At 74.5% G+C, this 20,696-nt stretch carries 21 protein-coding genes; 10 read left to right on the top strand and 11 right to left on the bottom strand.

What is annotated here, in order from left to right:
- Positions 1-47 precede the first annotated feature (47 nt).
- Positions 48-1,316: a metallophosphoesterase gene (locus ACFYNX_RS17135; protein ID WP_388662194.1), complete on the bottom strand. Its 1,269-nt coding sequence runs from the start codon at positions 1,314-1,316 to the stop codon at positions 48-50.
- 166 nt (positions 1,317-1,482) lie between these two features.
- Between ACFYNX_RS17135 and ACFYNX_RS17130 the strand changes: the two genes are divergently transcribed.
- Together ACFYNX_RS17130 and ACFYNX_RS17125 are read left to right on the top strand one after the other, a co-directional pair.
- Positions 1,483-1,773 carry an SCO4848 family membrane protein gene (locus ACFYNX_RS17130; protein WP_365542409.1) on the top strand — a complete coding sequence of 97 codons (291 nt, stop codon included), beginning with the start codon at positions 1,483-1,485 and terminating at the stop codon, positions 1,771-1,773.
- 178 nt (positions 1,774-1,951) lie between these two features.
- Positions 1,952-3,211 carry a D-alanyl-D-alanine carboxypeptidase family protein gene (locus ACFYNX_RS17125; protein WP_388662192.1) on the top strand — a complete coding sequence of 420 codons (1,260 nt, stop codon included), beginning with the start codon at positions 1,952-1,954 and terminating at the stop codon, positions 3,209-3,211.
- Here the strand turns inward: ACFYNX_RS17125 and ACFYNX_RS17120 are convergent.
- Complete coding sequence (locus ACFYNX_RS17120; protein ID WP_388662190.1) at positions 3,147-4,187, bottom strand: YihY/virulence factor BrkB family protein; 1,041 nt, start codon at positions 4,185-4,187, stop codon at positions 3,147-3,149. The genes ACFYNX_RS17125 and ACFYNX_RS17120 overlap by 65 nt on opposite strands.
- Before the next feature lie 245 nt (positions 4,188-4,432).
- Here ACFYNX_RS17120 and ACFYNX_RS17115 point away from each other — a divergent pair, with 245 nt between their 5' ends.
- Both ACFYNX_RS17115 and ACFYNX_RS17110 read left to right on the top strand, forming a co-directional pair.
- Positions 4,433-5,809 carry an FAD-binding protein gene (locus ACFYNX_RS17115; protein ID WP_388662188.1) on the top strand — a complete coding sequence of 459 codons (1,377 nt, stop codon included), beginning with the start codon at positions 4,433-4,435 and terminating at the stop codon, positions 5,807-5,809.
- Positions 5,810-5,828: 19 nt separating this feature from the next.
- A complete protein-coding gene (locus ACFYNX_RS17110; protein WP_365542415.1) occupies positions 5,829-6,584 on the top strand; it encodes an SDR family NAD(P)-dependent oxidoreductase in 756 nt (251 codons plus the stop codon).
- A gap of 19 nt (positions 6,585-6,603) precedes the next feature.
- Here ACFYNX_RS17110 and ACFYNX_RS17105 read toward each other — a convergent pair whose 3' ends face one another.
- From ACFYNX_RS17105 to glyA, 3 genes are all read right to left on the bottom strand, one after another.
- Positions 6,604-7,200 (bottom strand): 2'-5' RNA ligase family protein, encoded by a 597-nt coding sequence (locus ACFYNX_RS17105; protein WP_365542417.1) that lies wholly within the window; start codon positions 7,198-7,200, stop codon positions 6,604-6,606.
- Positions 7,201-7,325: 125 nt separating this feature from the next.
- A complete protein-coding gene (trpS, locus tag ACFYNX_RS17100) occupies positions 7,326-8,336 on the bottom strand; it encodes a tryptophan--tRNA ligase (RefSeq protein WP_388662567.1) in 1,011 nt (336 codons plus the stop codon).
- Between the two features lie 278 nt (positions 8,337-8,614).
- Positions 8,615-9,916 carry a serine hydroxymethyltransferase gene (glyA, locus tag ACFYNX_RS17095; RefSeq protein ID WP_365542419.1) on the bottom strand — a complete coding sequence of 434 codons (1,302 nt, stop codon included), beginning with the start codon at positions 9,914-9,916 and terminating at the stop codon, positions 8,615-8,617.
- Positions 9,917-10,188: 272 nt separating this feature from the next.
- Here glyA and rocD point away from each other — a divergent pair, with 272 nt between their 5' ends.
- From rocD to ACFYNX_RS17080, 3 genes are all read left to right on the top strand, one after another.
- Entirely contained in the window at positions 10,189-11,394 is a 1,206-nt protein-coding gene (gene rocD, locus ACFYNX_RS17090) for an ornithine--oxo-acid transaminase (protein ID WP_365542421.1), read from the top strand.
- A gap of 177 nt (positions 11,395-11,571) precedes the next feature.
- A complete protein-coding gene (locus ACFYNX_RS17085; protein WP_365542423.1) occupies positions 11,572-11,832 on the top strand; it encodes a hypothetical protein in 261 nt (86 codons plus the stop codon).
- Positions 11,832-12,224: a type II toxin-antitoxin system VapC family toxin gene (locus ACFYNX_RS17080; protein WP_388662184.1), complete on the top strand. Its 393-nt coding sequence runs from the start codon at positions 11,832-11,834 to the stop codon at positions 12,222-12,224. Before ACFYNX_RS17085 ends, ACFYNX_RS17080 begins: the two co-directional genes overlap by 1 nt.
- 39 nt (positions 12,225-12,263) lie before the next feature.
- Here the strand turns inward: ACFYNX_RS17080 and ACFYNX_RS17075 are convergent, their stop codons facing one another.
- Both ACFYNX_RS17075 and ACFYNX_RS17070 read right to left on the bottom strand, forming a co-directional pair.
- Positions 12,264-13,448: a glutathionylspermidine synthase family protein gene (locus ACFYNX_RS17075; protein WP_365542427.1), complete on the bottom strand. Its 1,185-nt coding sequence runs from the start codon at positions 13,446-13,448 to the stop codon at positions 12,264-12,266.
- A 15-nt stretch (positions 13,449-13,463) separates the two neighbouring features.
- On the bottom strand, positions 13,464-13,706 hold the full coding sequence (locus ACFYNX_RS17070) for a hypothetical protein (RefSeq protein WP_388662565.1): 243 nt from the start codon (positions 13,704-13,706) through the stop codon (positions 13,464-13,466).
- A gap of 169 nt (positions 13,707-13,875) precedes the next feature.
- Between ACFYNX_RS17070 and ACFYNX_RS17065 the strand changes: the two genes are divergently transcribed.
- Both ACFYNX_RS17065 and ACFYNX_RS17060 read left to right on the top strand, forming a co-directional pair.
- Positions 13,876-14,724, top strand: coding sequence for a hypothetical protein (locus tag ACFYNX_RS17065; RefSeq protein ID WP_365542429.1), 849 nt, complete (start codon positions 13,876-13,878; stop codon positions 14,722-14,724).
- A 70-nt stretch (positions 14,725-14,794) separates the two neighbouring features.
- Complete coding sequence (locus tag ACFYNX_RS17060) at positions 14,795-15,547, top strand: 3-keto-5-aminohexanoate cleavage protein (protein WP_388662181.1); 753 nt, start codon at positions 14,795-14,797, stop codon at positions 15,545-15,547.
- 19 nt (positions 15,548-15,566) lie between these two features.
- Here ACFYNX_RS17060 and ACFYNX_RS17055 read toward each other — a convergent pair whose 3' ends face one another.
- The gene (locus tag ACFYNX_RS17055) at positions 15,567-16,970 is read right to left on the bottom strand and encodes a PLP-dependent aminotransferase family protein (RefSeq protein ID WP_388662179.1); all 1,404 of its coding nucleotides are present in this window, start codon (positions 16,968-16,970) and stop codon (positions 15,567-15,569) included.
- A gap of 47 nt (positions 16,971-17,017) precedes the next feature.
- Between ACFYNX_RS17055 and ACFYNX_RS17050 the strand changes: the two genes are divergently transcribed.
- Positions 17,018-17,515: a carboxymuconolactone decarboxylase family protein gene (locus ACFYNX_RS17050; RefSeq protein WP_388662177.1), complete on the top strand. Its 498-nt coding sequence runs from the start codon at positions 17,018-17,020 to the stop codon at positions 17,513-17,515.
- A 7-nt stretch (positions 17,516-17,522) separates the two neighbouring features.
- On the opposite strand, the gene ACFYNX_RS17045 is transcribed toward ACFYNX_RS17050, so the two are convergent.
- From ACFYNX_RS17045 to ACFYNX_RS17035, 3 genes are read right to left on the bottom strand one after another with little or no spacing between them, the layout of a single operon-like run.
- A complete protein-coding gene (locus tag ACFYNX_RS17045) occupies positions 17,523-18,464 on the bottom strand; it encodes a serine/arginine repetitive matrix protein 2 (RefSeq protein ID WP_388662175.1) in 942 nt (313 codons plus the stop codon).
- 1 nt (position 18,465) lies between these two features.
- Positions 18,466-18,846: a hypothetical protein gene (locus tag ACFYNX_RS17040; protein ID WP_365542439.1), complete on the bottom strand. Its 381-nt coding sequence runs from the start codon at positions 18,844-18,846 to the stop codon at positions 18,466-18,468.
- Positions 18,839-20,626 carry a hypothetical protein gene (locus tag ACFYNX_RS17035; protein WP_388662173.1) on the bottom strand — a complete coding sequence of 596 codons (1,788 nt, stop codon included), beginning with the start codon at positions 20,624-20,626 and terminating at the stop codon, positions 18,839-18,841. The genes ACFYNX_RS17040 and ACFYNX_RS17035 overlap by 8 nt, the downstream gene beginning before the upstream one ends.
- Between the last annotated feature and the right edge of the window lie 70 nt (positions 20,627-20,696).

Below are 20,696 nucleotides of genomic sequence, written 5' to 3'. Positions count from 1 at the left end.
GATGAGCAGCACGTATCACTCTCGGTGCGCGGAGTGACGAATCCGCTTTACGCCTGTTTCGAGGCGAGTTCGACGACGGTGACGTCGGAGGGGGCGCCGACCCGGACCGGGGGCCCCCAGGCGCCCGCGCCCCGCGAGACGTAGAGCTGGGTGTCGCCGTAGCGTTCGAGCCCGGCGACGGTCGGGTTGGCCAGTTCGGCGAGGAGGTTGCCGGGCCAGAGCTGGCCGCCGTGGGTGTGGCCGGAGAGCTGGAGGTCCACGCCGTGGCGCACGGCGTCGTGGACGACGACCGGCTGGTGGGCGAGGAGGACGGCGGCGCGGGCCCGGTCGCGGTCGCCGAGGGCACGGCCGAAGTCGGGCCCCCGCCCCTCGCTCTCGCCCGCGACGTCGTCGACGCCCGCGAGGTCGAAGCCGGCCGGGATCTCCAGGCGCTCGTTGCGCAGCGGGCGCAGGCCGAGTTCGCGCACGTGGTCGACCCAGGCGTCGGCGCCCGAGAAGTACTCGTGGTTGCCGGTCACGAAGAAGGAGCCGTGGCGGGCGCGGAGCCGGGCGAGCGGCTCGGCGGCGGAGCCGAGGTCCGCGACGGTGCCGTCGACGAGGTCGCCGACGACCGCGATCAGGTCGGGCTGGGTGGAGTTGATCGTGGCCACGATGCGCTCGGTGTGGGCGCGGCCCAGGATCGGGCCCAGGTGGACGTCGGACACGACGGCGATCCGGTACCCGTGCGCGGCGCGCGGGAGCTTGGCGAGCGGCACGGTGACCCGCTCGACCCGGGGCCCGCGCAGCACGCCGTACGTGCCGTACCCGACGGTCCCGAGCGCGACGGCTGCGGCGCCGCCGCCCACGACCCGGGAGACGAAGAGCCGGCGGGAGGGGTCGGTGGGGGCGGTGGGGCCGGTCGCGGGTTCCGGGGCGGCGTCCACCGGGGCCGGGGTCGCGGGGCCGGTCGCGGCGGCCGCCGGTACCGGCTCCGGCTCCGGGGCCACCGGGGCGGGGGCGCGGCGGGCGAGCCGGGCGCGCAGGAGCGGGCGGACGGCCTCGCCCACCAGCAGGGCCAGGACCAGGTACAGGAGCACGGCGAGCCACATCTGCCCCGGCCAGGCGAGCACCTGCTGGAGCCGGAAGGGCACGCCCGCGCGGGAGGAGACCAGGGCCGCGACCGAGCACAGCGGCAGGGCCACGACGGCGGCCGTGCCCAGGCGGCGCGGCAGGCCGCCGGGCGCCGTCACGTCGCGGACGAGGCGCCGCCACACGTACCGGTGGACCCCGCCGAGCAGCGCGAGGACCACGACCAGGACCAGCAGGAGGACGACCACGGCCCGGAACCCCTTCTCCCTCTGGGCGCCCGCACGACGCGCGCCCCGCGCGACCCGTCGGTCCCGGGCGCGGCCGGGCCCAGCGTACCGAGACCCGCCTCCGGGGCCCGGCGGGGGCGGTTCGATACTGGCGGGGAACGACCCGCCCTCCTCCGAAGGACAGCTCATGAAGCTCAGCCGCCGCGCCTCCTGGTTCCTGCTCGCGTTCGGGGTCTGGTCGTGGGTGATCTGGGTGACCTTCGCGAAGAACCTCTGGAAGGACGGGAGCGGGCTCGCCTTCGACGACGCGGGGGACCCGACCGCGTACTTCTGGGTGCACCTCGCCCTCGCCGTCACCTCCTTCGTCCTGGGAACGGCCGTCGGCGTGATCGGCCTCCGGGGCGTCCGGGCGACCGGGAAGCAAGGAACCGCCGGGACCGGATCCCCGGAGGGCCGATCGACGTCTTGGAGGGCGTGAGTGCGCCCTCCGGGCCAGTGACGTACGAAAGGTGATGCCGATGCGCCGGCTCCATGCCCCGAACGCGAGCGGGAACCAGCGGACGCGACGGCGGGGTTTCACACCCCCGGGTGGACGAATGGGTTCGAACGGCCTGCTGAGGTTCGCATCCCTGTTCCGTGCCTGTACGTTCACGAACGTGTCCGCTTCGAAGAAGACCGCCCGGGCGGTCGCCGCTGCCGTGTTCGTTCCGCTCGTCCTCGCCGCGCCCGCGGCCCACGCGGACGGGAAGGACTCCCAGGACAAGCAGCCCAAGCCGCCGCTCGCCATGTCCCAGGTAGGCGGCACCCTGCTCGGCCGGCCCGGGACGCAGGTGCGGCTCAAGGCCGGGGCGCCGGTGCTGCCCAAGGAGCTGTCGGCCCGCTCCTGGATCGTCGCGGACGCGGAGAACGGCCAGGTCCTCGCCTCGCACAACGCGCACTGGCCGCTCGCCCCGGCCTCGACCCTGAAGATGCTCTTCGCGGACACCCTGCTGCCCAAGTTCCCCAAGACGCAGAACCACCTGGTCACCGTGCAGGACCTGGCGGGGATGGGAGAGGGCTCCAGCCTGGTCGGCGTCAAGGAGAAGCAGACCTACAGCGTCCACGACCTGTGGCTCGGCGTCTTCCTGCGCTCCGGCAACGACGCCGTGCACGTCCTGACGAACATGAACCACGGTCTGCAGCAGACGGTGCGGGACATGAACGACCAGGCGGCCGAGCTCCAGGCGCTCGACACCAAGGTGGTCTCCCCGGACGGCTACGACGCCCCGGGCCAGGTCTCCTCCGCGTACGACCTCACGCTCATCGCCCGCAACGGCATGACGAAGCCGGACTTCCGCGAGTACGCCGCCACGGCCCGCGCCGCCTTCCCCGGCATACGGAAGCCGGGCGAGAAGAAGCGCGAGACCTTCGAGATCCAGAACACCAACCGGCTGCTCACGGGCGACTTCGGCGTCCCGCCGTACCAGGGCATCGCCGGGGTCAAGAACGGCAACACCACGCACGCGGGCGCGACCTTCACCGGGGTCGCCGAGCGCAACGGCAGGGTCCTGCTCGTCACCGTGATGAACCCGTCCTCCGAGGAGCAGCACGCCGTCTACCGGGAGACCGCCCGGCTGTTCGACTGGGGCTTCGCGGCGCTCGGGAAGGTGGAGCCGGTGGGCGAGCTGGTGCCGCCGCGCTCGGCCCGTACGGGGACGCACGCGTCCGCCGGCGCGGCGGAGCCCGCGCCCGGCAAGAACGCCCCGGCGCAGCCCGTCCAGGCGGTCGCGGCCGGGCGGACCGGCGGGGTCGGGACCGCGCTGGCCGTGGCGGGCGGAGTGCTCGCGCTCCTCGCGGGCGCGGTGTTCCTGGTCAACCGCCGCTGGCCGCTGGCCGTGGCGGCGGCGCGTCGCCGTGACCGGGGCGGAGAAGAGTAGACCCGGAGCCGCCGGAACCGGAGGCCCCGCCGGAACCGGAGGCCCCGCCGGAGCCGGGCCCCTCGCCGGAACCGGAGCCGGAGCCGGAGCCCCCGTCCTCGCCGGTCGCGGCCGGGGCCCCGTCCTTGCCCGGCGAGGCCGCGGCCGTCCACGCGGCGCAGAACAGCAGCAGCTTCGCGGTGAGGTTGATCCAGAGGAGCAGGGCGACGGGGACGCCGAACGCCCCGTACATCGACTTCGCCGCGACCCCCTTCATGTAGCCGCCGAGCAGCAGCTTGAGGAGTTCGAAGCCGACCGCGCCCATGAGCGAGGCCACCACGAGCTCCTTGCGGGGCGGCTCGACGCCGGGCAGCAGGGACAGGACGTACAGCAGGATCAGGAAGTCGGCGACGACGCCGACGAGGACGCCTCCGGCCTGGAGCAGGACGCCGCCCGCCCCGCCCTCGGAGACGCCGAGGTGCTCGGCGCTCCAGCCGACGGCGGTGGAGCCGAGCCAGGAGGCGGCGAGCGAGGCGAGGGCGACGCCGCCGAGGCCGACCAGGACGATCGCGTCCTTGCCCTTGAGCAGGACCGGGTTGCCCTCGATGTCGTCGAGGCCCCACACCGCGCGCAGGCACTCCCGCATGGAGCCGATCCAACTGATGCCGGTGAAGAGGAGCAGGGCGCCGGCGACGATCCCGACGGTGCCGGCGTTGTCGACGAGCGCGCCGATGTTCAGTTGGTCGGAGATGCCGGGGACCTGCTCGCCGATCTTCTCCTCGATCCGGTCGAGCTGCTCGTCGCTGAGGAGCGCGGCGCCGACCGCGGCGGCGACGGTGATGAGCGGGAAGAGGGCGAGGAAGGAGAGGAAGGTGATGGCGGCGGCGAGCCGGCTCCAGTGGGCCCGGTCGAGGGTCTCGTAGGCGCGCCAGGCGTGGGTGCGCATCAGGCGGGCGACCCAGGGGCCGATGACGGGGAGCTTGGTCAGCCAGTCCATGTCGTACGTGTACCCCTCGATCCGTGCGGTGCGCGGGTGACCGGAGTACGAGAATCCCCCCGCCGGGCCGTCTCATGCGCGATCGACATGAGGTCGGTCGACAGGAAGGGCGGTCGCCGGGAGGGGCGGTCGCCGGGAGGCTCTTCCGATCCTCCTCCCGTCGGATCATCACCCCTTTCGACGAACCGCCCGGGAATATCGTGCAATACCGGCATAAGAGGCATTGACGCCTATACGGTCGGCCCATGGCTGTCGAGACCCGCGTCCCGGACGACGACTGCGAAGCCCTCACCGGCTGGGGCCGCACCGCCCCCACCCTCGCGCGCGTGCACCGGCCCCGCAGCCCCGCCGAGGCGGTCGCGGTCCTGCGCGCCCCCGGCGGCCGGGGCGCGATCGCCCGCGGCCTCGGGCGCTCCCACGGCGACGCCGCCCAGAACGCCGGCGGCACCGTCCTCGACATGACGGGCCTCGACCGGATCCGCGCCGTCGACGCGCGCGCGGGGCTCGTCGACTGCGAGGCCGGCGTCAGCCTGCACCGGCTGATGGAGGTCCTGCTGCCGCTCGGCCGGTTCGTCCCCGTCGTGCCCGCCACCCGGTACGTGACGGTCGGCGGCGCGATCGCCGCCGACGTCCACGGCGGGAACCAGCACGCCGCCGGCTCCTTCGGCCGGCACGTGGCCTCGCTCAAACTCCTCACCCCCGACGGGGAGATCAGGACCGTCCGGCCCGGCACCCCGCTCTTCGACGCCACCACGGGCGGCATGGGCCTGACCGGCGTCGTCCTCTCCGCCGTCCTGCGGCTGCCGGCCGTCGAGACCTCCCTGATGAGCGTGGACACCGAGCGCGCCCGCGACCTCGACGCGCTCCTCGCCCTGCTCGCCGGGGGCGACCACCGCCACCAGTACTCCACCGCCCGGATCGACCTGCTGGCCCGGGGCGCCGCCACCGGCCGCGCCGTCCTCACGCGCGGCAGCCCCGCCCCGTACGACGCGCTGCCCCGCCGCCACCCGGCCCGCCGCGCGCCCCTCGCCTTCCGGCCCGGGCGGCTGCCCGCCCCGCCGCCGCACGTCCCCGACGGGCTGCTCGGCGGCGCCTCCGCCGGGCTCTTCGCCGAGCTCTGGTACCGGGCCGCGCCCCGCGCGTCCACCGGCCGGCTCCGGCCGGTGTCCGGCTTCTTCCACCCGCTCGACGCCGTCCCGCGCTGGAACCGGCTGTACGGGCCCGGGGGCTCCGTCCCGTACCGGTTCGTCCTCCCGTACGGGCGGGAGGAGACGCTCCGGGGGATCGTGCGGCGGATCGCGGACCGGCGCTGGCCCGTCCTGCCCGCCGTCCTCAAGCGGTTCGGCCCCGGCGGCCCCGGGCCGCTCTCCTTCCCGCTGCCCGGCTGGTCCCTGGCCCTCGGCCTGCCCACCGGCCTGCCGGGGCTCGGCGCCTTCCTCGACGCGCTCGACGAGGAGGTCGCGGAGGCCGGCGGGCGGGTATACCTGGCCGGGGACTCGCGGGTGCGGCCGGAGGTGCTGGCCGCGATGTACCCGCGGCTCGACGAGTTCCGGGAGCTGCGGGCCGCGCTCGACCCCCGGTCCGTCCTCGTCTCCGACCTCTCCCGCCGTCTCTCCCTCTAGGACCCTCCAGGAGCCGATCGTGAAGGACGCCCTCGGTGCGCCCCAGTCCCTGCTCGTCCTCGGCGGCACCTCCGCGATCGGGCTCGCCACGGCCCGCCGGATGATCGCCCGGCGCACCCGCACGGTCCACCTGGCCGGCCGCCCCTCCCCCGCCCTCGACGCCTCCGCCGCCTCGCTGCGGGCGCTGGGGGCCGAGGTGCGGACCGTCCCCTTCGACGCGCTCGACCCCGGGTCGCACGAGGAGCGGCTCGGTCCGGTCTTCGCGGCGGGCGACGTCGACATGGTGCTGCTCGCCTTCGGGGTCCTGGGCGACCAGGCGCGCGACGAGTCCGACCCGGTCGCCGCCGCCCGGGTCGCCGGGACCAACTACACGGGGGCCGTCTCGGCCGGCCTGGTGTGCGCGGGCGCGCTCCAGGCGCAGGGGCACGGCTCGCTCGTGGTGCTCTCCTCGGTGGCGGCCGAGCGGGCCCGCCGCGCCGACTTCATCTACGGCTCCTCGAAGGCGGGGCTCGACGTCTTCGCCCAGGGGCTCGGGGACGCGCTGTACGGGACCGGGGTGCACGTGATGGTGGTGCGGCCCGGCTTCGTGCGCTCCGGGGCGACGGCGGGGCGCCCGGAGGAGCCGTTCGCGACCACCCCGGAGGCGGTCGCGGGCGCGATCGAGCTGGGGCTGCGGCGCCGCTCGGAGACGGTGTGGGTGCCGGGGGCGCTGCGGATGGTGACGGCGGCGGTGCGGCACGTGCCGAGGCCGCTGTACCGGCGGCTGCCGGTGTAGGCGGCCGGACCGGGCCGGGTCAGGCGCTCGGCGCGGCCGTCGGCGTGTCGACCGGGCTGCCGCCCTGGGCCGGGACGGCGCGGGTCGGGTGGCCGCCGCCGAACTCGTAGTCGTACAGCTTCCGCCACACCAGGTCCGCGCCCTGCTCGTACAGCGCGAAGGAGCGGCAGGTCCAGGCCGCCTCGTACCCGGCGAGCTCCTCGAACGCCCGGTCCATCCCCTCCTCGGAGATGCCGTGCGCCACGGTGACGTGCGGGTGGTACGGGAACTGGAGCTCGCGCACGAGCGGCCCGGCCTCGTCCCTGATCCGCTGCTGGAGCCGGTCGCAGGGCACGACGCCCTCCGCCAGCTTCACGTAGACCACCGGGGAGAGCGGCCGGAAGGTCCCGGTGCCCTTCAGGCGGACGGGGAAGGGGTGGTAGCCGGTGGCCACGCGCGCGAGGTGCGCCTCGATCTCCGGCAACCGCTCCCGGGGGACCTCGGTCGGCGGGACGAGGGTGACGTGGGTGGGGATGCCGTGCGCGGCCTGGTCCCCGAAGCCGGCGCGCCGCTCCTGGAGCAGGCTGCCGTAGGGCTCCGGGACCGCGATCGAAACGCCGAGCGTTACGGTCCCCACGTCGTTCTCCTCCGTCGTCCGGTGTTGTCGGTGCGTGTCGGTGCGTCGTGCGTGCGGGCGGGCGCGCGGGTGGTGCAGCCGCCAGTGTGCGGCCTGCACCACCCCCGTGACCAGGGCCCCGGGACTCAGTGCTTGGCGGGCAGGAAGCCCATCCGCTCGTACGTCTGCGCGAGGGTCTCGGCGGCGACCGCGCGCGCCTTCTCGGCGCCCTTGGCCAGGACTGAGTCCAGCGTCTCCGGGTCGTCCAGGTATTCCTGGGTGCGGGTCCGGAACGGCGTGACGAAGTCCACCATCACCTCGGCGAGGTCCGTCTTGAGCGCGCCGTACATCTTGCCCTCGTAGGACTTCTCCAGGTCGGGGACGGAGGTGCCGGTGAGGGTGGACAGGATGGTGAGGAGGTTGGAGACGCCGGCCTTGTTCTCCGGGTCGAAGCGGATCACCGTGTCGGTGTCGGTGACGGCGCTCTTGACCTTCTTCGCGGTGACCTTCGGGTCGTCCAGGAGGTTGATGAGGCCCTTCGGCGTGGAGGCCGACTTGCTCATCTTGACCGAGGGGTCCTGGAGGTCGTAGATCTTCGCCGTCTCCTTCAGGATGTACGGCGAGGGGATCGTGAAGGTGTCGCCGAAGCGCCCGTTGAACCGCTCCGCGAGGTCGCGGGTCAGCTCGATGTGCTGGCGCTGGTCCTCGCCGACCGGGACCTCGTTCGCCTGGTAGAGCAGGATGTCCGCGACCTGGAGGATCGGGTACGTGAAGAGGCCGACGGTGGCGCGGTCGGCGCCCTGCTTGGCGGACTTGTCCTTGAACTGGGTCATGCGGGAGGCCTCGCCGAAGCCGGTGAGGCAGTTCATGACCCAGCCGAGCTGGGCGTGCTCGGGGATGTGGCTCTGGACGAAGAGGGTGCAGCGCTCGGGGTCGAGACCGGCGGCGAGGAGCTGGGCGGCGGCGAGCCGGGTGTTGGCGCGCAGCTCGGCCGGGTCCTGCGGGACCGTGATCGCGTGCAGGTCCACGACCATGTAGAACGCGTCGTGGGTCTCCTGGAGGGCGACCCACTGGCGGACGGCGCCGAGGTAGTTGCCGAGGTGGAACGAGCCGGCGGTGGGCTGGATTCCGGAGAGCACTCGCGGACGATGCTGCATGGCGAAGCCATTCCCCTGAGGGTGGTGGTGGGCGACGGGCGGGCTGTCAAAGGCCATGCACATCATTCTCTCAGGTGTGGGGCCGGTCCCCGCCCGACCGATGTGTCAGGTCCCGCCGGGCCGGTGCGACGGCCGGTGCGACAGCCGGTACGGCAGGGGTACGCGCGCGGGGGCGCGGTTCCGGTCGCGGCGGCCGTGGCCCGTGGTGGATGAGACCAGGAACACAGTGCGCGCGCGCCGGACCGCGCCCCCTTTCGGCGACTGCCGGGTCGTACGGATCAGACGGGCAGGCCCGGGGCCGGGAAGGCGGCCATCAGGTCGGCGACCTCGGCGCGGACCGCGGCGAGCGCCTCCTCGTCGCCGCGGCCGGCGGCCGTGACGCCCCGGTCGATCCACTCCGCGACCAGCGGCATGTGCTCCGTGCCGAGACCGCGGGAGGTGAGGGCGGGAGTGCCGATGCGGATGCCGGAGGGGTCGAAGGGCTTGCGGGGGTCGAAGGGGACGGTGTTGTGGTTGACCACGATCCCGGCCCGGTCGAGGGCCTTGGCGGCGGTCTTGCCCGGCACCTGCCGGGAGGTGAGGTCCATCAGGATCAGGTGGTTGTCGGTGCCGCCGGAGACCAGGTCGAGGCCGCGGGCGAGGAGCGCCCCGGCGAGGGCCTTCGCGTTGGCGACGACGGCGTGGGCGTAGGTGCGGAAGGAGGGCAGGGCGGCCTCGCGCAGGGCGACGGCGATGGCGGCGGTGGTCTGGTTGTGCGGGCCGCCCTGGAGGCCGGGGAAGACGGCCCGGTCGAGGGCCCTGGCGTGCTCCTCGCGGGACAGGAGCATGGCGCCGCGCGGGCCGCGCAGGGTCTTGTGGGTGGTCGTGGAGATCACGTCCACGTGTCCGGCCGGGGACGGGTGGGCGCCGCCCGCGATCAGGCCCGCGATGTGGGCGACGTCGGCGACGAGGACGGCGCCGGCCTCGCGGGCGATCTCGCCGAAGGCGGCGAAGTCGATGGTGCGGGGCAGGGCGGTGCCGCCGCAGAAGATCACCTTCGGGCGCTCCTCGAGGGCCAGGTCGCGGACCTCGTCGAGGTCGACGAGCCCGGTGTCCCGGCGCACGCCGTACTGGACGCCCCGGAACCACGAGCCGGTGGCGGAGACGCCCCAGCCGTGGGTGAGGTGGCCGCCCATGGGCAGGGCCATGCCCATGACGGTGTCGCCGGGTTCGGCGAAGGCGAGGTAGACGGCGAGGTTGGCTGGGGAGCCGGAGTAGGGCTGGACGTTGGCGTGGTCGACGCCGAAGAGGGCCTTGGCGCGCGCGACGGCGAGGGCCTCGACCTTGTCGATGTTCTGCTGGCCCTCGTAGTAGCGGCGGCCGGGGTAGCCCTCGCTGTACTTGTTCTGGAGGACGGTGCCGGAGGCTTCGAGGACGGCGGCGGAGACGTAGTTCTCGCTGGGGATGAGGCGCAGGGTGTCGGCCTGGAGCCGCTCCTCGGCGCCGACGAGGGCGGCGAGTTCGGGGTCGGCGGCGGAGAGGGCGGGGTGGGCGCCCGCGGTGGCGGTGGTTTCGGTGGCGGTGACGTCGGTGGTGGTCACGGTGGTGTCCTCCGGGCGTGGTCGGTGTCCCGGGGCACTGCGAGGAGGTCGCGGCGCCGCGCGGGACGTCGGTCCCGGGACGCCCAGGCGGGCGGCGCCTCGTGCGGTCTGCCGCGCACGGCTCCCCCGGGGTCGCTTCCCCGTACGCCAGTCGCCGTGCGTGACGTCAGGGTAGCGGTCCTGCCGTGTCGGAGGTTTCCCCGTCCGGCATGCGAGCGACGATAGGAAAAGGGGGCACATCCACCCCGGGCCGCAGGACGAACGGAGATCCCGTGTCGAGGACAGAAGACGCGATCGCTTCCGCGGAGGCGCACAGCGCCCACAACTACCACCCCCTTCCGGTCGTCGTCGCCTCGGCGGACGGCGCCTGGATGACCGATGTCGAGGGGCGTCGGTACCTCGATCTGCTCGCCGGGTACTCGGCGCTCAACTTCGGGCACGGCAACCGGCGTCTGATCGACGCGGCGAAGGCCCAGTTGGAGCGGGTGACGCTGACCTCGCGGGCCTTCCACCACGACCGGTTCGCCGACTTCTGCACGCGGCTCGCGGAGCTGTGCGGCAAGGAGGCGGTGCTGCCGATGAACACGGGCGCGGAGGCGGTGGAGACGGCCGTCAAGACGGCCCGGAAGTGGGGGTACGAGGTGAAGGGCGTGCCGGACGGGCACGCGAAGATCGTGGTGGCGGCGAACAACTTCCACGGCCGGACGACGACGGTCGTGAGCTTCTCCACGGACCACGAGGCGCGGGACCACTTCGGGCCGTACACGCCGGGGTTCGAGATCGTGCCGTACGGGGACCTGACGGCCCTGGAGGCGGCGGTCACGGAGAACACGGTGGCGGTGCTCCTGGAGCCGATCCAGGGCGAGGCGGGGGTCCTGGTGCCGCCGGCCGGCTACCTGCCGGGGGTGCGGGAGCTGACCCGGCGGCGGAACGTGCTGTTCGTGGCGGACGAGATCCAGTCGGGCCTGGGCCGTACGGGGAGGACGTTCGCGTGCGACCACGAGGGCGTGGTGCCGGACGTGTACCTGCTGGGGAAGGCGCTGGGCGGCGGGGTGGTGCCGGTGTCGGCGGTGGTGGCCGACCGGGACGTGCTCGGGGTCTTCCGGCCGGGCGAGCACGGGTCGACCTTCGGCGGGAACCCGCTGGCCTGCGCGGTGGCCCTGGAGGTGATCGCGATGCTGCGGACGGGCGAGTACCAGGAGCGGGCGGCGGATCTGGGCGACCACCTCCACGCCGAGCTGGGGCTGCTCGTGGGCGGCGGCGCGGTGGAGGCGGTGCGGGGGCGCGGGCTGTGGGCCGGGGTGGACGTCGCCCCGTCGAAGGGCACGGGCCGGGAGATCTCGGAGCGGCTGCTCGACCGGGGGGTCCTGGTGAAGGACACCCACGGCTCGACGATCCGGATCGCCCCGCCGCTGGTGATCTCGAAGGAGGACCTGGACTGGGGGTTGGAGCAGTTGCGGGGGGTGCTGGCGGACTGACGCCCGGGGCGGGCGGGAGTGCCGGGACCCGCGGGGGCGAGGCGCCCGGTTCCGGGGCGGGGCGGCGGGGCGCGCACGGGGGCGCCGCGCCGGCCCGGCGGCCGGTCTCCGCGAGCCGCTCACGGCGCTCTCGGCGAGCCGTCCACGGCGCTTCCTACCAGCGGTAGCATGGGCGGCATGAGCGGTAGCAAGAAGTATTCGATCAGTCTGCCCGAGGAGCTCGCCGAGACCGTGCGCGCCCAGGTCGGACCGGGCGGCTTCTCCGCGTACGTCGCGGAGGCCCTGGAACAGCGCCTGGCGATGGAACGGCTGCGCGAGATCGTCGCCGACTTCGAGACCGACCACGATCCGCTGACCCGCGCCGAGGTCGAGGCCGCCCGGGCGGCCCTGCGCCACGACACGGCCCAGGACGGTCCGGCGGGCGGGGTCGCCGCCTGATGCCCGGCACCCTGCTCCTGGACAGCGAGGGCCTCTCCAAGCTGTATCTCAAGGACCGCACGGTCCTCGCCTTCGTCCAGGCCGCCACGGAGGAGGGCGTGCGCGTCGCCACCACGGTGATGACGCGCCTGGAGGCCGATCACGACCGCGTCCACCAGGCCCGGGTCCTATGGGTCCTGTCGCGCATCGACGTCCGTCCCGTCACCAGGGAGGTCTCCGACGAGGCGGCCCGCCTCCTCCGCGAACACCGGCTGCACGGTCACACGTACGCGATCGACGCCGTTCTGGCGGCCGTTGCCCGCGCCGCCCGGGCCCCCGTCACCGTGCTGACGTCCGACCCCGAGGACCTGACGCCGCTGTGCGGGCCGGCGGTCCGGATTCTCAAGGTGTGACCGCCGCAGGAACATCCACGGTCATGGGTTCGCCTACCGTCACAGGATCACGTGCGGCAGGAAGCGCGCGTACTCGTCGGTGACGGGCCCCGCCGACTCCCGGATGCCGAGGCCCGCCGCCTCGCCCTCGACGACCCACGCGCCGAGGACCACCCGGTTGCCGTCGAAGTCGGGCAGCGGGGCGAGGCCCTGGTAGCAGCAGGGCTCCCCGTCGCGCACGAAGGGCTCCGTGCCGGCCTCGTGCAGGGTGACGCCCTCGCCCTCGCGGCCGAGGAGCGGTTTGGCGGCCCAGCCGGTGGTGGCGGCGAGTTCGCGCGGCCCGTCGAGGTGGGCGGGCAGCAGGTTGGGGTGGTCCGGGTACAGCTCCCACAGGATCGCGAGCAGCGCCTTGTTGGAGAGCAGCATCTTCCAGGCGGGCTCGATCCAGCAGGTGGTGCCGGTGCCGCCGCCGTTGTCGAGGGTGTCCAGGACGTACGGGCCGAAGCGGTCGGTGGTCAGCCACTCCCACGGGTAGAGCTTGAAGCAGCTCCGGAGGAAGCGGAGCCGGTCGTCGACGAAGCGGCCCGAGAGCCGGTCCCAGCCGATCTGCTCGACGGAGAGCGCCTCGGTCTCCAGGCCGGCCTGCTGGGCGGTCTCGCGCAGGTACGCGACCGTCATCAGGTCCTCGCCGAGCTCGTCGCCCTCCGAGTGCGCGAAGTGGACGGGGCCGGGCGGCAGCAGGTGGGCCTGCCGCTTCCAGGCGTCGACGAGCCGCTCGTGGAGGGAGTTCCACTGGTCGGCGCCGGGGAACCGCTCCTCCATCCAGAACCACTGCGGGCTCGCGGCCTCCACGAGGGAGGTGGGGGTGTCGGCGTTGTACTCCAGCATCTTGGCCGGCCCGGTGCCGTCGTACCGCAGGTCGAACCGCCCGTAGATCGAGGGGAGTTCGTCGCGGCGGCGCCAGGACTCGGCGATCAGCCCGGCCAGCCGGGGGTCGGTGATCCCGAGGTCCGCGAAACGTTCCTTCTCGACGATGTGCGCGGCGGCGGCGAGGGACATGGCGTGCAGTTCCTCGACGACCTCCTCCAGGGCCTCGACCTCGGGCAGGGAGAAGGAGTAGTACGCGCTCTCGTCCCAGTACGGGCGCAGCGAGCCGTCCGGGTGGCGGGTCAGCGGATAGACGAGCCCCTGCTCCTCGACGGTCCGCTGCCAGTCGGGGCGGGGTTCGATGGTGTGACGTTCCACGGTGCCGGGCCCGCCTCAGCCGCCGCCGGAACCGGAGCAGCCGAAGCCGCCGCTGTCGACGGCGGTCCTGTCGAAGCTGCCGCCGCTCACCTTCTTGTCGCTGACGGACCCGCCGTAGTAGTACGACCCGCGGGGAGAGCCGCCACTGCTGCCGCTCTCGCACTCGTAACGGGGCAACTGCTCCCGGCTCAGCCGGTCCACGCACCGCTTGTCCGGTTCGGAACCGCACGCCGTGATCGTCGCCGCGAGCACGCCCATGCCGCCGAGCACCACCGTGCTCGACCTCAGTCTCCGCACGTCTCTCACCCTCCCCCTTCGCGGTCGCGATCCCCTCGGTCGCGCGCCTCACGGTCACACATGCCGCGACCGCCAGTCCAGTCCACTGCTTTCCGGCCGCAAGCCCTAGAGTCGTTTCGTGCTCCTCGGGATGATTTGTGCGTTTGCTTCAGCCATCTGTTACGGCACGGCGTCCGTCTTCCAGGCGGTGGCGGCCCGCGCGGCGGAGCCGGGCACGGGCGGCGGCGTCGACGTCGCGCTGCTGTGGCGGGCGGTGCGGCAGTGGCGCTATCTCGCCGGTCTCTGCCTGGACGGCCTGGGGTTCGTCCTCCAGATCGTGGCCCTGCGGACGCTGCCCATCTACGTGGTGGGCGCGGCCCTCGCCGCGAGCCTGGCGGTCACGGCGGTCGTCGCCTCGCGGGTGCTCCGGGTGCGGCTGAGCCGGGTGGAGTGGACGGCGGTGGCGGTGGTCTGCGCGGGGCTCGCGATGCTGGCCCTCGCCTCGGGCCGGGAGGGCCACCGGGCGGGCCCGGAGGCGCTGGACTGGGCGCTCCTGGCCGTCGCGTTCGGGATCCTGCTGCTCGGCGCGGCGGCCGGCCGCCTGCCGGACCGCCCGCGCGCGCTCGCCCTGGGCCTGGGCGCGGGCCTCGGCTTCGGGGTGGTGGAGGTGGCGGTCCGCCTGATCGACGGGATCGACCTGGCGGACCCCGCCCTGTACGCCCTCCTGGCGGGTGGCGGGGCGGCCTTCCTCCTCCTGACCTCGGCGCTCCAGCGGGGCTCGGTGACGACGGCGACGGCGGGCATGGTCCTCGGCGAGACGATCGGCCCGGCGGCGGTCGGCGTGGCCTGGCTCGGCGACACCACCCGCACCGGCCTCGGCTGGCTCGCGGTCACCGGCTTCGCGGTGGCGGTGGCGGGCTCCCTGACCCTGGCGCGCTTCGGCGAGGCGCCGGGGGCGGAACCGGCGCCGGAGACCGGGCATGCGCGTCGGCCCGGGTGAGGAGGGGCGGCGTGCGGGAAGGGGCCGCGGACCGTGGAGGGCGCCGGTGGCGTCTGGCAGAGTGCGAGCCATGTTGCAGGTATGCCTGAACGGAGTACGGAGCCGGAGCGAGAACCGTCGGGTCCCGGTGACCCCGGGGGAGTTGGCGGTCGAGGCGGCGCGCGCCGCGGAGGCCGGGGCGGAGGACGTCCACCTCCACCCCCGGGGGGCCGACGGCCTCGACTCGCTGGAGCCCCGGGCGGTCGCCGAGGCGGTGGGCGCGGTGCGTGCCGCCGTGCCGGAGGGAGTACGGGTCGGGGTCACCACCGGGGCCTGGGCGGTCCCGGACCCGGGGAAGCGGGCCGAGCTGATCCGGTCCTGGACGGTGCTGCCCGACCACGCCTCGGTGAACTGGCACGAGGAGGGCGCCGAGGCGGTGGCCGAGGCGCTGCTGGAGCGCGGGATCGGCATCGAGGCCGGCGTCTGGTCCGGCACCGACGGCGCCCGCCGGTTCCGCACCTGGCCGCGGGCCCACCGGGTGCTGCGGATCCTGGCCGAGGTGACCGACACCGACCCGGCCACGGCGGCGTCCACGGCCACGGCCCTGCTCCGTGAACTGGGGGACGACCTCCCGGCACCCCTCCTGCTGCACGGCGAGGACGACGGCGCCTGGCCCGTCCTGCGCACGGCGGCCGCCCTGGGCCTGCCCACCAGGATCGGCCTGGAAGACGTACTGACCCTGCCCGACGGCTCGACCGCCCAGGACAACGCGCACCTCGTGCGGGCGGCCCGGGAGATCCTCGCCGGGCACGGCGGCGACGGTCCCGGCCGTACGCGGGAGTGACGGAGCACCGGCGGGCCCCTCACGGCAGCACCCGGCACAACGCCTCCAGCGCCCCCGGCCACGCGCTGTCCGACGGGGTGGCGTAGCCGACGACGAGGCCGTCCGGGGCCGGGGCGGCGGTGGGGCGGCGGTAGTGGGAGACGCCGTGGACGGCGAGGCCGTGGTGGGCGGCGGTCCGCAGGGTGGGACGTTCGGTACCCGGGGGAAGGGTGAGGACGGCGTGCAGGCCGGCCGCGATGCCGCCGACCCGGGTCTCCGGCGCGTGTGCCGCCACCGCCGCCACGAGCTGGTCGCGGCGGCGCCGGTAGCGCAGCCGCATCGCCCGGACGTGCCGGTCGTACGCCCCCGAGCGCAGGAACTCCGCGAACGCCAGTTGGTCCGGCGCGCCCGACGCCCGCTCCACGGTCCCCCTCGCCGCCGCCACCTCGTCCGCCAGGCCCGCCGGCAGGACCATCCACGCCAGGCGCAGACCGGGGGCGAGGGACTTGCTCGCGGTGCCGAGGTACACGACCCGCTCCGGGTCGAGGCCCTGGAGGGCCCCCACCGGCTGCCGGTCGTAGCGGAACTCGCCGTCGTAGTCGTCCTCCAGGACCAGGCCGCCCGACGCCCGCGCCCAGTCGACGACGGCCGCCCGCCGGTCCGGAGGCAGGGCCCCGCCGAGCGGGAACTGGTGGGCCGCCGTCATCAGGACCGCCCCGCAGTCGGGGAGGAATTCCAACTGCCCTGTGTCCGTGCCCCGTTCGTCGAAGGGGAGGAGCGGGGTGCCCAGGCCCGCCCGGGTCAGGACGTCCGCGTGGACCCTCAGGCCGTACGACTCCACGGCCGCGTCCCGCACCCCGCGCTCCCGCAGCGCCTGGCCGAGCAGCGTCAGGCCGTGCGCGAACCCGGCGCAGACCACGATCCGTTCGGGCCGGGCGTGCACGCCCCGCGCGCGGGCGAGGTACTCGGCGAGCGCGGTGCGCAGTTCGGGGCGACCGCGCGGGTCCCCGTACCCGAAGGCCTCGTCGGGGGCGGCGGTGAGCGCCCGCCGGTACGCCTTGAGCCAGTCGGCGCGGGGGAAGGAGGCGAGGTCGGGGGTGCCCGCCCTGAGGTTGTGGACGGGGGTGGCCGTGGCCGGAGGGGCGGTGGGGGGCCGGTGGCGCGGCCGGTCCCGGGGCTCCGCGCGCTCGGCCACCCGCGTGCCCGAGCCCTGCCGGGCGGTCAGCCAGCCCTCGGCGACCAGTTCGGCGTACGCGTCGGCGACCGTGTTGCGGGCCGTGCCCAGGTCGGCGGCGAGCGAGCGGGAGGACGGCAGCCGGGTCCCCGCCGCCAGGCGCCCGCTGCGCACCGCCTCCCGCAGGGCGTCCATGAGCCCCGCGCGCAGCCGCGTCCCCCGGAGTTCCAGATGGAGGTCGGCCCCGAAAGTGGCCCAGTCGTCCGCCATGGAAATGGACCATACCCCTGCGCCAACCGGCTCCTAGTGTGGACGGCATGACCAGTACGCACACCCCCGTCGAGCGTGCCCACGAGCACGCGCCCCGGATGCCCTTCGCCGAGCGGGTCCCCGAGTTCTACCGGGCGATGATCCGCCTGGAGACGGCCGCGGCCAAGGACGTCGACCCGACCCTCTACCACCTGATCAAGATCCGGGCCTCGCAGGTCAACCACTGCGCGTTCTGCGTGGACATGCACAGCAAGGACGCCCTCGCGGAGGGCGAGAGCGTCGAGCGGATCGTGCAGCTCTCCGCCTGGGAGGAGTCCCGGCACTTCTACACCGAGCGGGAGCTCGCGGCGCTCGCCCTGACCGAGGCCGTCACCGTCCTCACCGACGGCTTCGTGCCCGACGAGGTGTACGCGCTCGCCGCCGCGCACTTCGACGAGACCGAGCTGGCCCGGGTGATCGCCGCGATCGTCACCATCAACGCCTGGAACCGGATCGGCGTCACCACCCGGATGACGCCCGGCCACTACGAGCCGGGCGCCCCCTAGCCAGGGGTCAGTACGCGCCCGGCTCGAAGAACTCCAGGGCGACCCGGAGCACCTCGCGCTGCTTCGGCCAGTCCTCCTCCGGGCCCGCGGCCAGGATCGCGTAGTGGTTGCCGTCCGCCGCCGTGAACGCCCGGTCGACCACCTTGCGGCGGCCCCCGTCGCGGTCGTACGCGTACACCAGCTCGGCGGCGTCGGCCGGGGCGTCCGGTTCGCCGGTGACCCGTTCGAGGCTGATCTCCTCGTAGCCGGGCTTGGTGGTCCTCCCGTCCTGCGAGGTGCCGCGCAGGGCGTCGTACGGCGTCAGGCCGCCCTCGGAGACCACGAAGACCTGGAGGAGGCTCCGGCCGTCCGGCGCGTTGTAGAAGACGCCCTGGTCGGACTCGGTTCGGTTCCAGTCCTCGGGGATCGCGATCGTGAAGCTCTTGAGGTCCTTCACCGTCCGGTAGCCGGGCGGGGGCACGTCACCCGTGGACGTGGGCGTGGGCGTGTCGGAGGTCGGCTCCGCCGTCTCCCCGGAGGCCGAGGCCGGGTCCGGCGCCGACACCGAGGCCGGCGGGCCCGCCGTCGGGGCCTTCCCGTCGTCACCCCCGCCCCAGAGCAGCCAGCCGCCGACGGACCCCGCCGCCAGGACGGCCGCGGCCACCCCGGCCACGACCGCCGTCCGCGCGGAGGACCGGGGCGGCGGGGGCGGGGGCGGCGCGTACTGCCAGCCGCCCGCCTCCGGTACGTACCGGGGCCCGTGCCGCGTCTCGTACGCGAGGGTGTGCTCCGGCCCGTCCTCCGATTCGTACTCCGGCGCGGTCGGCGGCGGGGGCGGCGGCAGCGGCGGGAGGAGCGGGCCGCTCCCGCCGACGGGCCCGGGCGCGGGCGCCGGGGCGCCCGTCTCCCAGCTCTGCGTCTCGTCGTTCCAGCGGGCCCCGCCGCCCCCGCCTCCCCCGTACCCGCTCATCTCACCCTCCGAGGAGCGCGCCGACGGCCTGCCCCACGGCCACGCCCGAGGCGAGGATGCCGGTCACGGCCCCGGCGTCCGCGAGGGCCCGGCGCAGCCGGGTGAGACGGCCGGTGCCCGCGCGGCCGGTGCCCTCGATCTCGTCCTCCGCGTCGGAGAGTTCGGCGTCCAGGGCGGCCGTCTGCTCGGAGGCGACGACGCCCCCCAGGTCACCGCGCAGGCGGCGGATCGCCAGGAGCAGCTCCTCCTGGAGGGGGTCGCGGGACGGCTGGTTCCCGGTCACGGTGCTGGTGACGGTGTTGTGGTCGCCGATGGTGACGTTGCCGCCGGTGTTGGAGACCTGGATGCCGTCGCGGCGCGGGGTGTCGTCGGTGTCAGCCACGGTTGCCTCCGGGCGTCGGGGTGGTGAAGGACTTGTTGGTGACGGTGTTGTGGTTGCCGAGGGTCACGTTGCCCTTGGTGTTCTCGATGAAGGTGCCGCCCTCGGCCACGTGGACGATCTTCTGCTCGAACTCGGCGGTCTCGTAACCGGCTTCGCGGAGCGCGACCGTCACGCCGTTCGCGACCCGGTCCTGGACGCTCTTCAGGTAGCGGCTGACGTCCATCTCCTGGAACAGGGAGGCCTCGTCGTCGGAGCCGAGCTCGCGGACCGAGACCTCGGGCCCCTCGGGCAGCGCGTGGGCGTGGCCCGCGGTGAGCAGCCGCCAGGCGTGGCCGAGCGAGCGCCAGAGGGTGACGAGGGCCCGCCCGGCGGAGCGCGGGGTCTGGCCGAGGGCCCAGACGGCCTTGCCGAAGTGGTGGTTGTGCCGGTAGCGGTGGGCGATCCGGTCGGCGTACCGGTAGAGCGGCTTCACGGGCCGCAGGACGTGCGGGGCGACCTCCAGCATCAGCATGCCGCCCTGCGTGTGGACGCGGACGAAGACGGTGGTGACGATCTCCTCGCCCCAGCCGCCGACCCGGATGCGCAGGAAGTGGCGGCGGGTCTCGCCGCCCTCCTCGATGGAGCCCGAGCGGTGCGTCTCGAAGCCCTCGGGGGTGTACGGGGCGGCGGTGCGGTCCGGGAGGCCGTCGACGGGCAGGAAGACGACCTCGTCGATCTCCAGGTCGCGCAGCCGGTCCCGCACGGCCGCCTGGATCTGCGGCGAGCCGTGCGGGGAGGGCACCCGCAGCGCCTCCACGAGCGGGACGACGTGCCGCATGATGGCGCTGTTGTCGAGCGGTTCGGGCGCCTTGCCGTCGAGGTCCTTGCGGGGGCGCAGCTCGATGGAGAGCGACCAGGGCTCGTACGGTTCGCCGGCGCCGCAGAACGGGTCGTCCGCCCCGTACATGATGAGCCGCGCGTGCTGCTCGATCCGGATGCGGTCGCGCAGCCGGCGGGAGCGGGCGCCCTCGGTCTGCTCGGCCGGGTCGGCGCGCTGGTCGGGGAAGCGCGCCCGGGAGAGCTCCTGGGTGAGCGCGCGGGCGAACTGGCCGCGCTGGACGGCCACCGCCCAGGCCACGAGCAGCGGCACCGCGATCGCGATCCACGCCTCCAGCCGGCCGACGCCCCACACCTCCTCGGCGGCGAGCAGCGCCAGGGCGCCGAGGAACTCGCCCGCCTCGGAGAGGTCGCCGAGGAGCTCCCAGCGGTCCTCCTCGTCGCCGAGGGCCAGGAGGAGGAGGAACACCGCGCCCTGGAAGAGCATGAACCGCCCGTACCAGCGCAGGACGAAGGCGGGGACGAGGCGGTAGACCGGGGTGGCGGCGGTGGTGGCCCGGCCGCGGATCCAGCGGGCGACCCCGAGCAGCAGGAAGGGCACGACGAGGAGGACGACCAGGCCCTTGGTCAGCGGGAACGCGACGACCCAGAGGGCCAGGATCGCGGCGGCCCAGCCGAGTTCGACGCGGCGGGCACGCAGCGCGTGGGCGAGGACGCGGCTCGCGTCGTAGCCGAGGGCGGGGGCGGCGAAGCGCTCCTCGTGGACGTAGAGCTGGTCGATGACCTCGTCGCGGAAGCCGTCGTCGAGGTACGTGCCGGCGCAGAGCAGCCGGGTCGCCTCGCTGGCCGACGGGTGGGTGCCCGGCGGTGGGGCGCCGGGCACCGGGGTGCCGGACGGCGGCGTGCCGGGTGGCGGCGTACTGGGTGGCTGTCCGGGCTGCTGGGGTACGAACGACTGCGCCAAGGCTCCCCCGATGGTGTGGAACTGTCCGTCGCTCCCGAAGAGTTGACCGGGAGCCGGTGGCACAGCATAG

It is taken from the genome of Streptomyces sp. NPDC007872, from assembly GCF_042868165.1.
Lineage (GTDB): Bacteria > Actinomycetota > Actinomycetes > Streptomycetales > Streptomycetaceae > Streptomyces.
The sequence above is the reverse complement of the archived record's forward strand: the minus strand, read 5'-3'. Positions and strand labels throughout refer to the sequence as shown.

Excerpts from the sequence above, each read along its gene's own strand:
- ACFYNX_RS17130 (WP_365542409.1), top strand. The coding sequence starts at position 1,483 with ATGAAGCTCAGCCGCCGCGCCTCCTGGTTCCTGCTCGCGTTCGGGGTC.
- ACFYNX_RS17120 (WP_388662190.1), bottom strand. The coding sequence starts at position 4,187 with ATGGACTGGCTGACCAAGCTCCCCGTCATCGGCCCCTGGGTCGCCCGC.
- ACFYNX_RS17115 (WP_388662188.1), top strand. The coding sequence starts at position 4,433 with ATGGCTGTCGAGACCCGCGTCCCGGACGACGACTGCGAAGCCCTCACC.
- trpS (WP_388662567.1), bottom strand. The coding sequence starts at position 8,336 with ATGCAGCATCGTCCGCGAGTGCTCTCCGGAATCCAGCCCACCGCCGGC.
- ACFYNX_RS17085 (WP_365542423.1), top strand. The coding sequence starts at position 11,572 with ATGAGCGGTAGCAAGAAGTATTCGATCAGTCTGCCCGAGGAGCTCGCC.
- ACFYNX_RS17080 (WP_388662184.1), top strand. The coding sequence starts at position 11,832 with ATGCCCGGCACCCTGCTCCTGGACAGCGAGGGCCTCTCCAAGCTGTAT.
- ACFYNX_RS17070 (WP_388662565.1), bottom strand. The coding sequence starts at position 13,706 with ATGGGCGTGCTCGCGGCGACGATCACGGCGTGCGGTTCCGAACCGGAC.
- ACFYNX_RS17065 (WP_365542429.1), top strand. The coding sequence starts at position 13,876 with ATGATTTGTGCGTTTGCTTCAGCCATCTGTTACGGCACGGCGTCCGTC.
- ACFYNX_RS17060 (WP_388662181.1), top strand. The coding sequence starts at position 14,795 with ATGTTGCAGGTATGCCTGAACGGAGTACGGAGCCGGAGCGAGAACCGT.
- ACFYNX_RS17055 (WP_388662179.1), bottom strand. The coding sequence starts at position 16,970 with ATGGCGGACGACTGGGCCACTTTCGGGGCCGACCTCCATCTGGAACTC.
- ACFYNX_RS17050 (WP_388662177.1), top strand. The coding sequence starts at position 17,018 with ATGACCAGTACGCACACCCCCGTCGAGCGTGCCCACGAGCACGCGCCC.
- ACFYNX_RS17045 (WP_388662175.1), bottom strand. The coding sequence starts at position 18,464 with ATGAGCGGGTACGGGGGAGGCGGGGGCGGCGGGGCCCGCTGGAACGAC.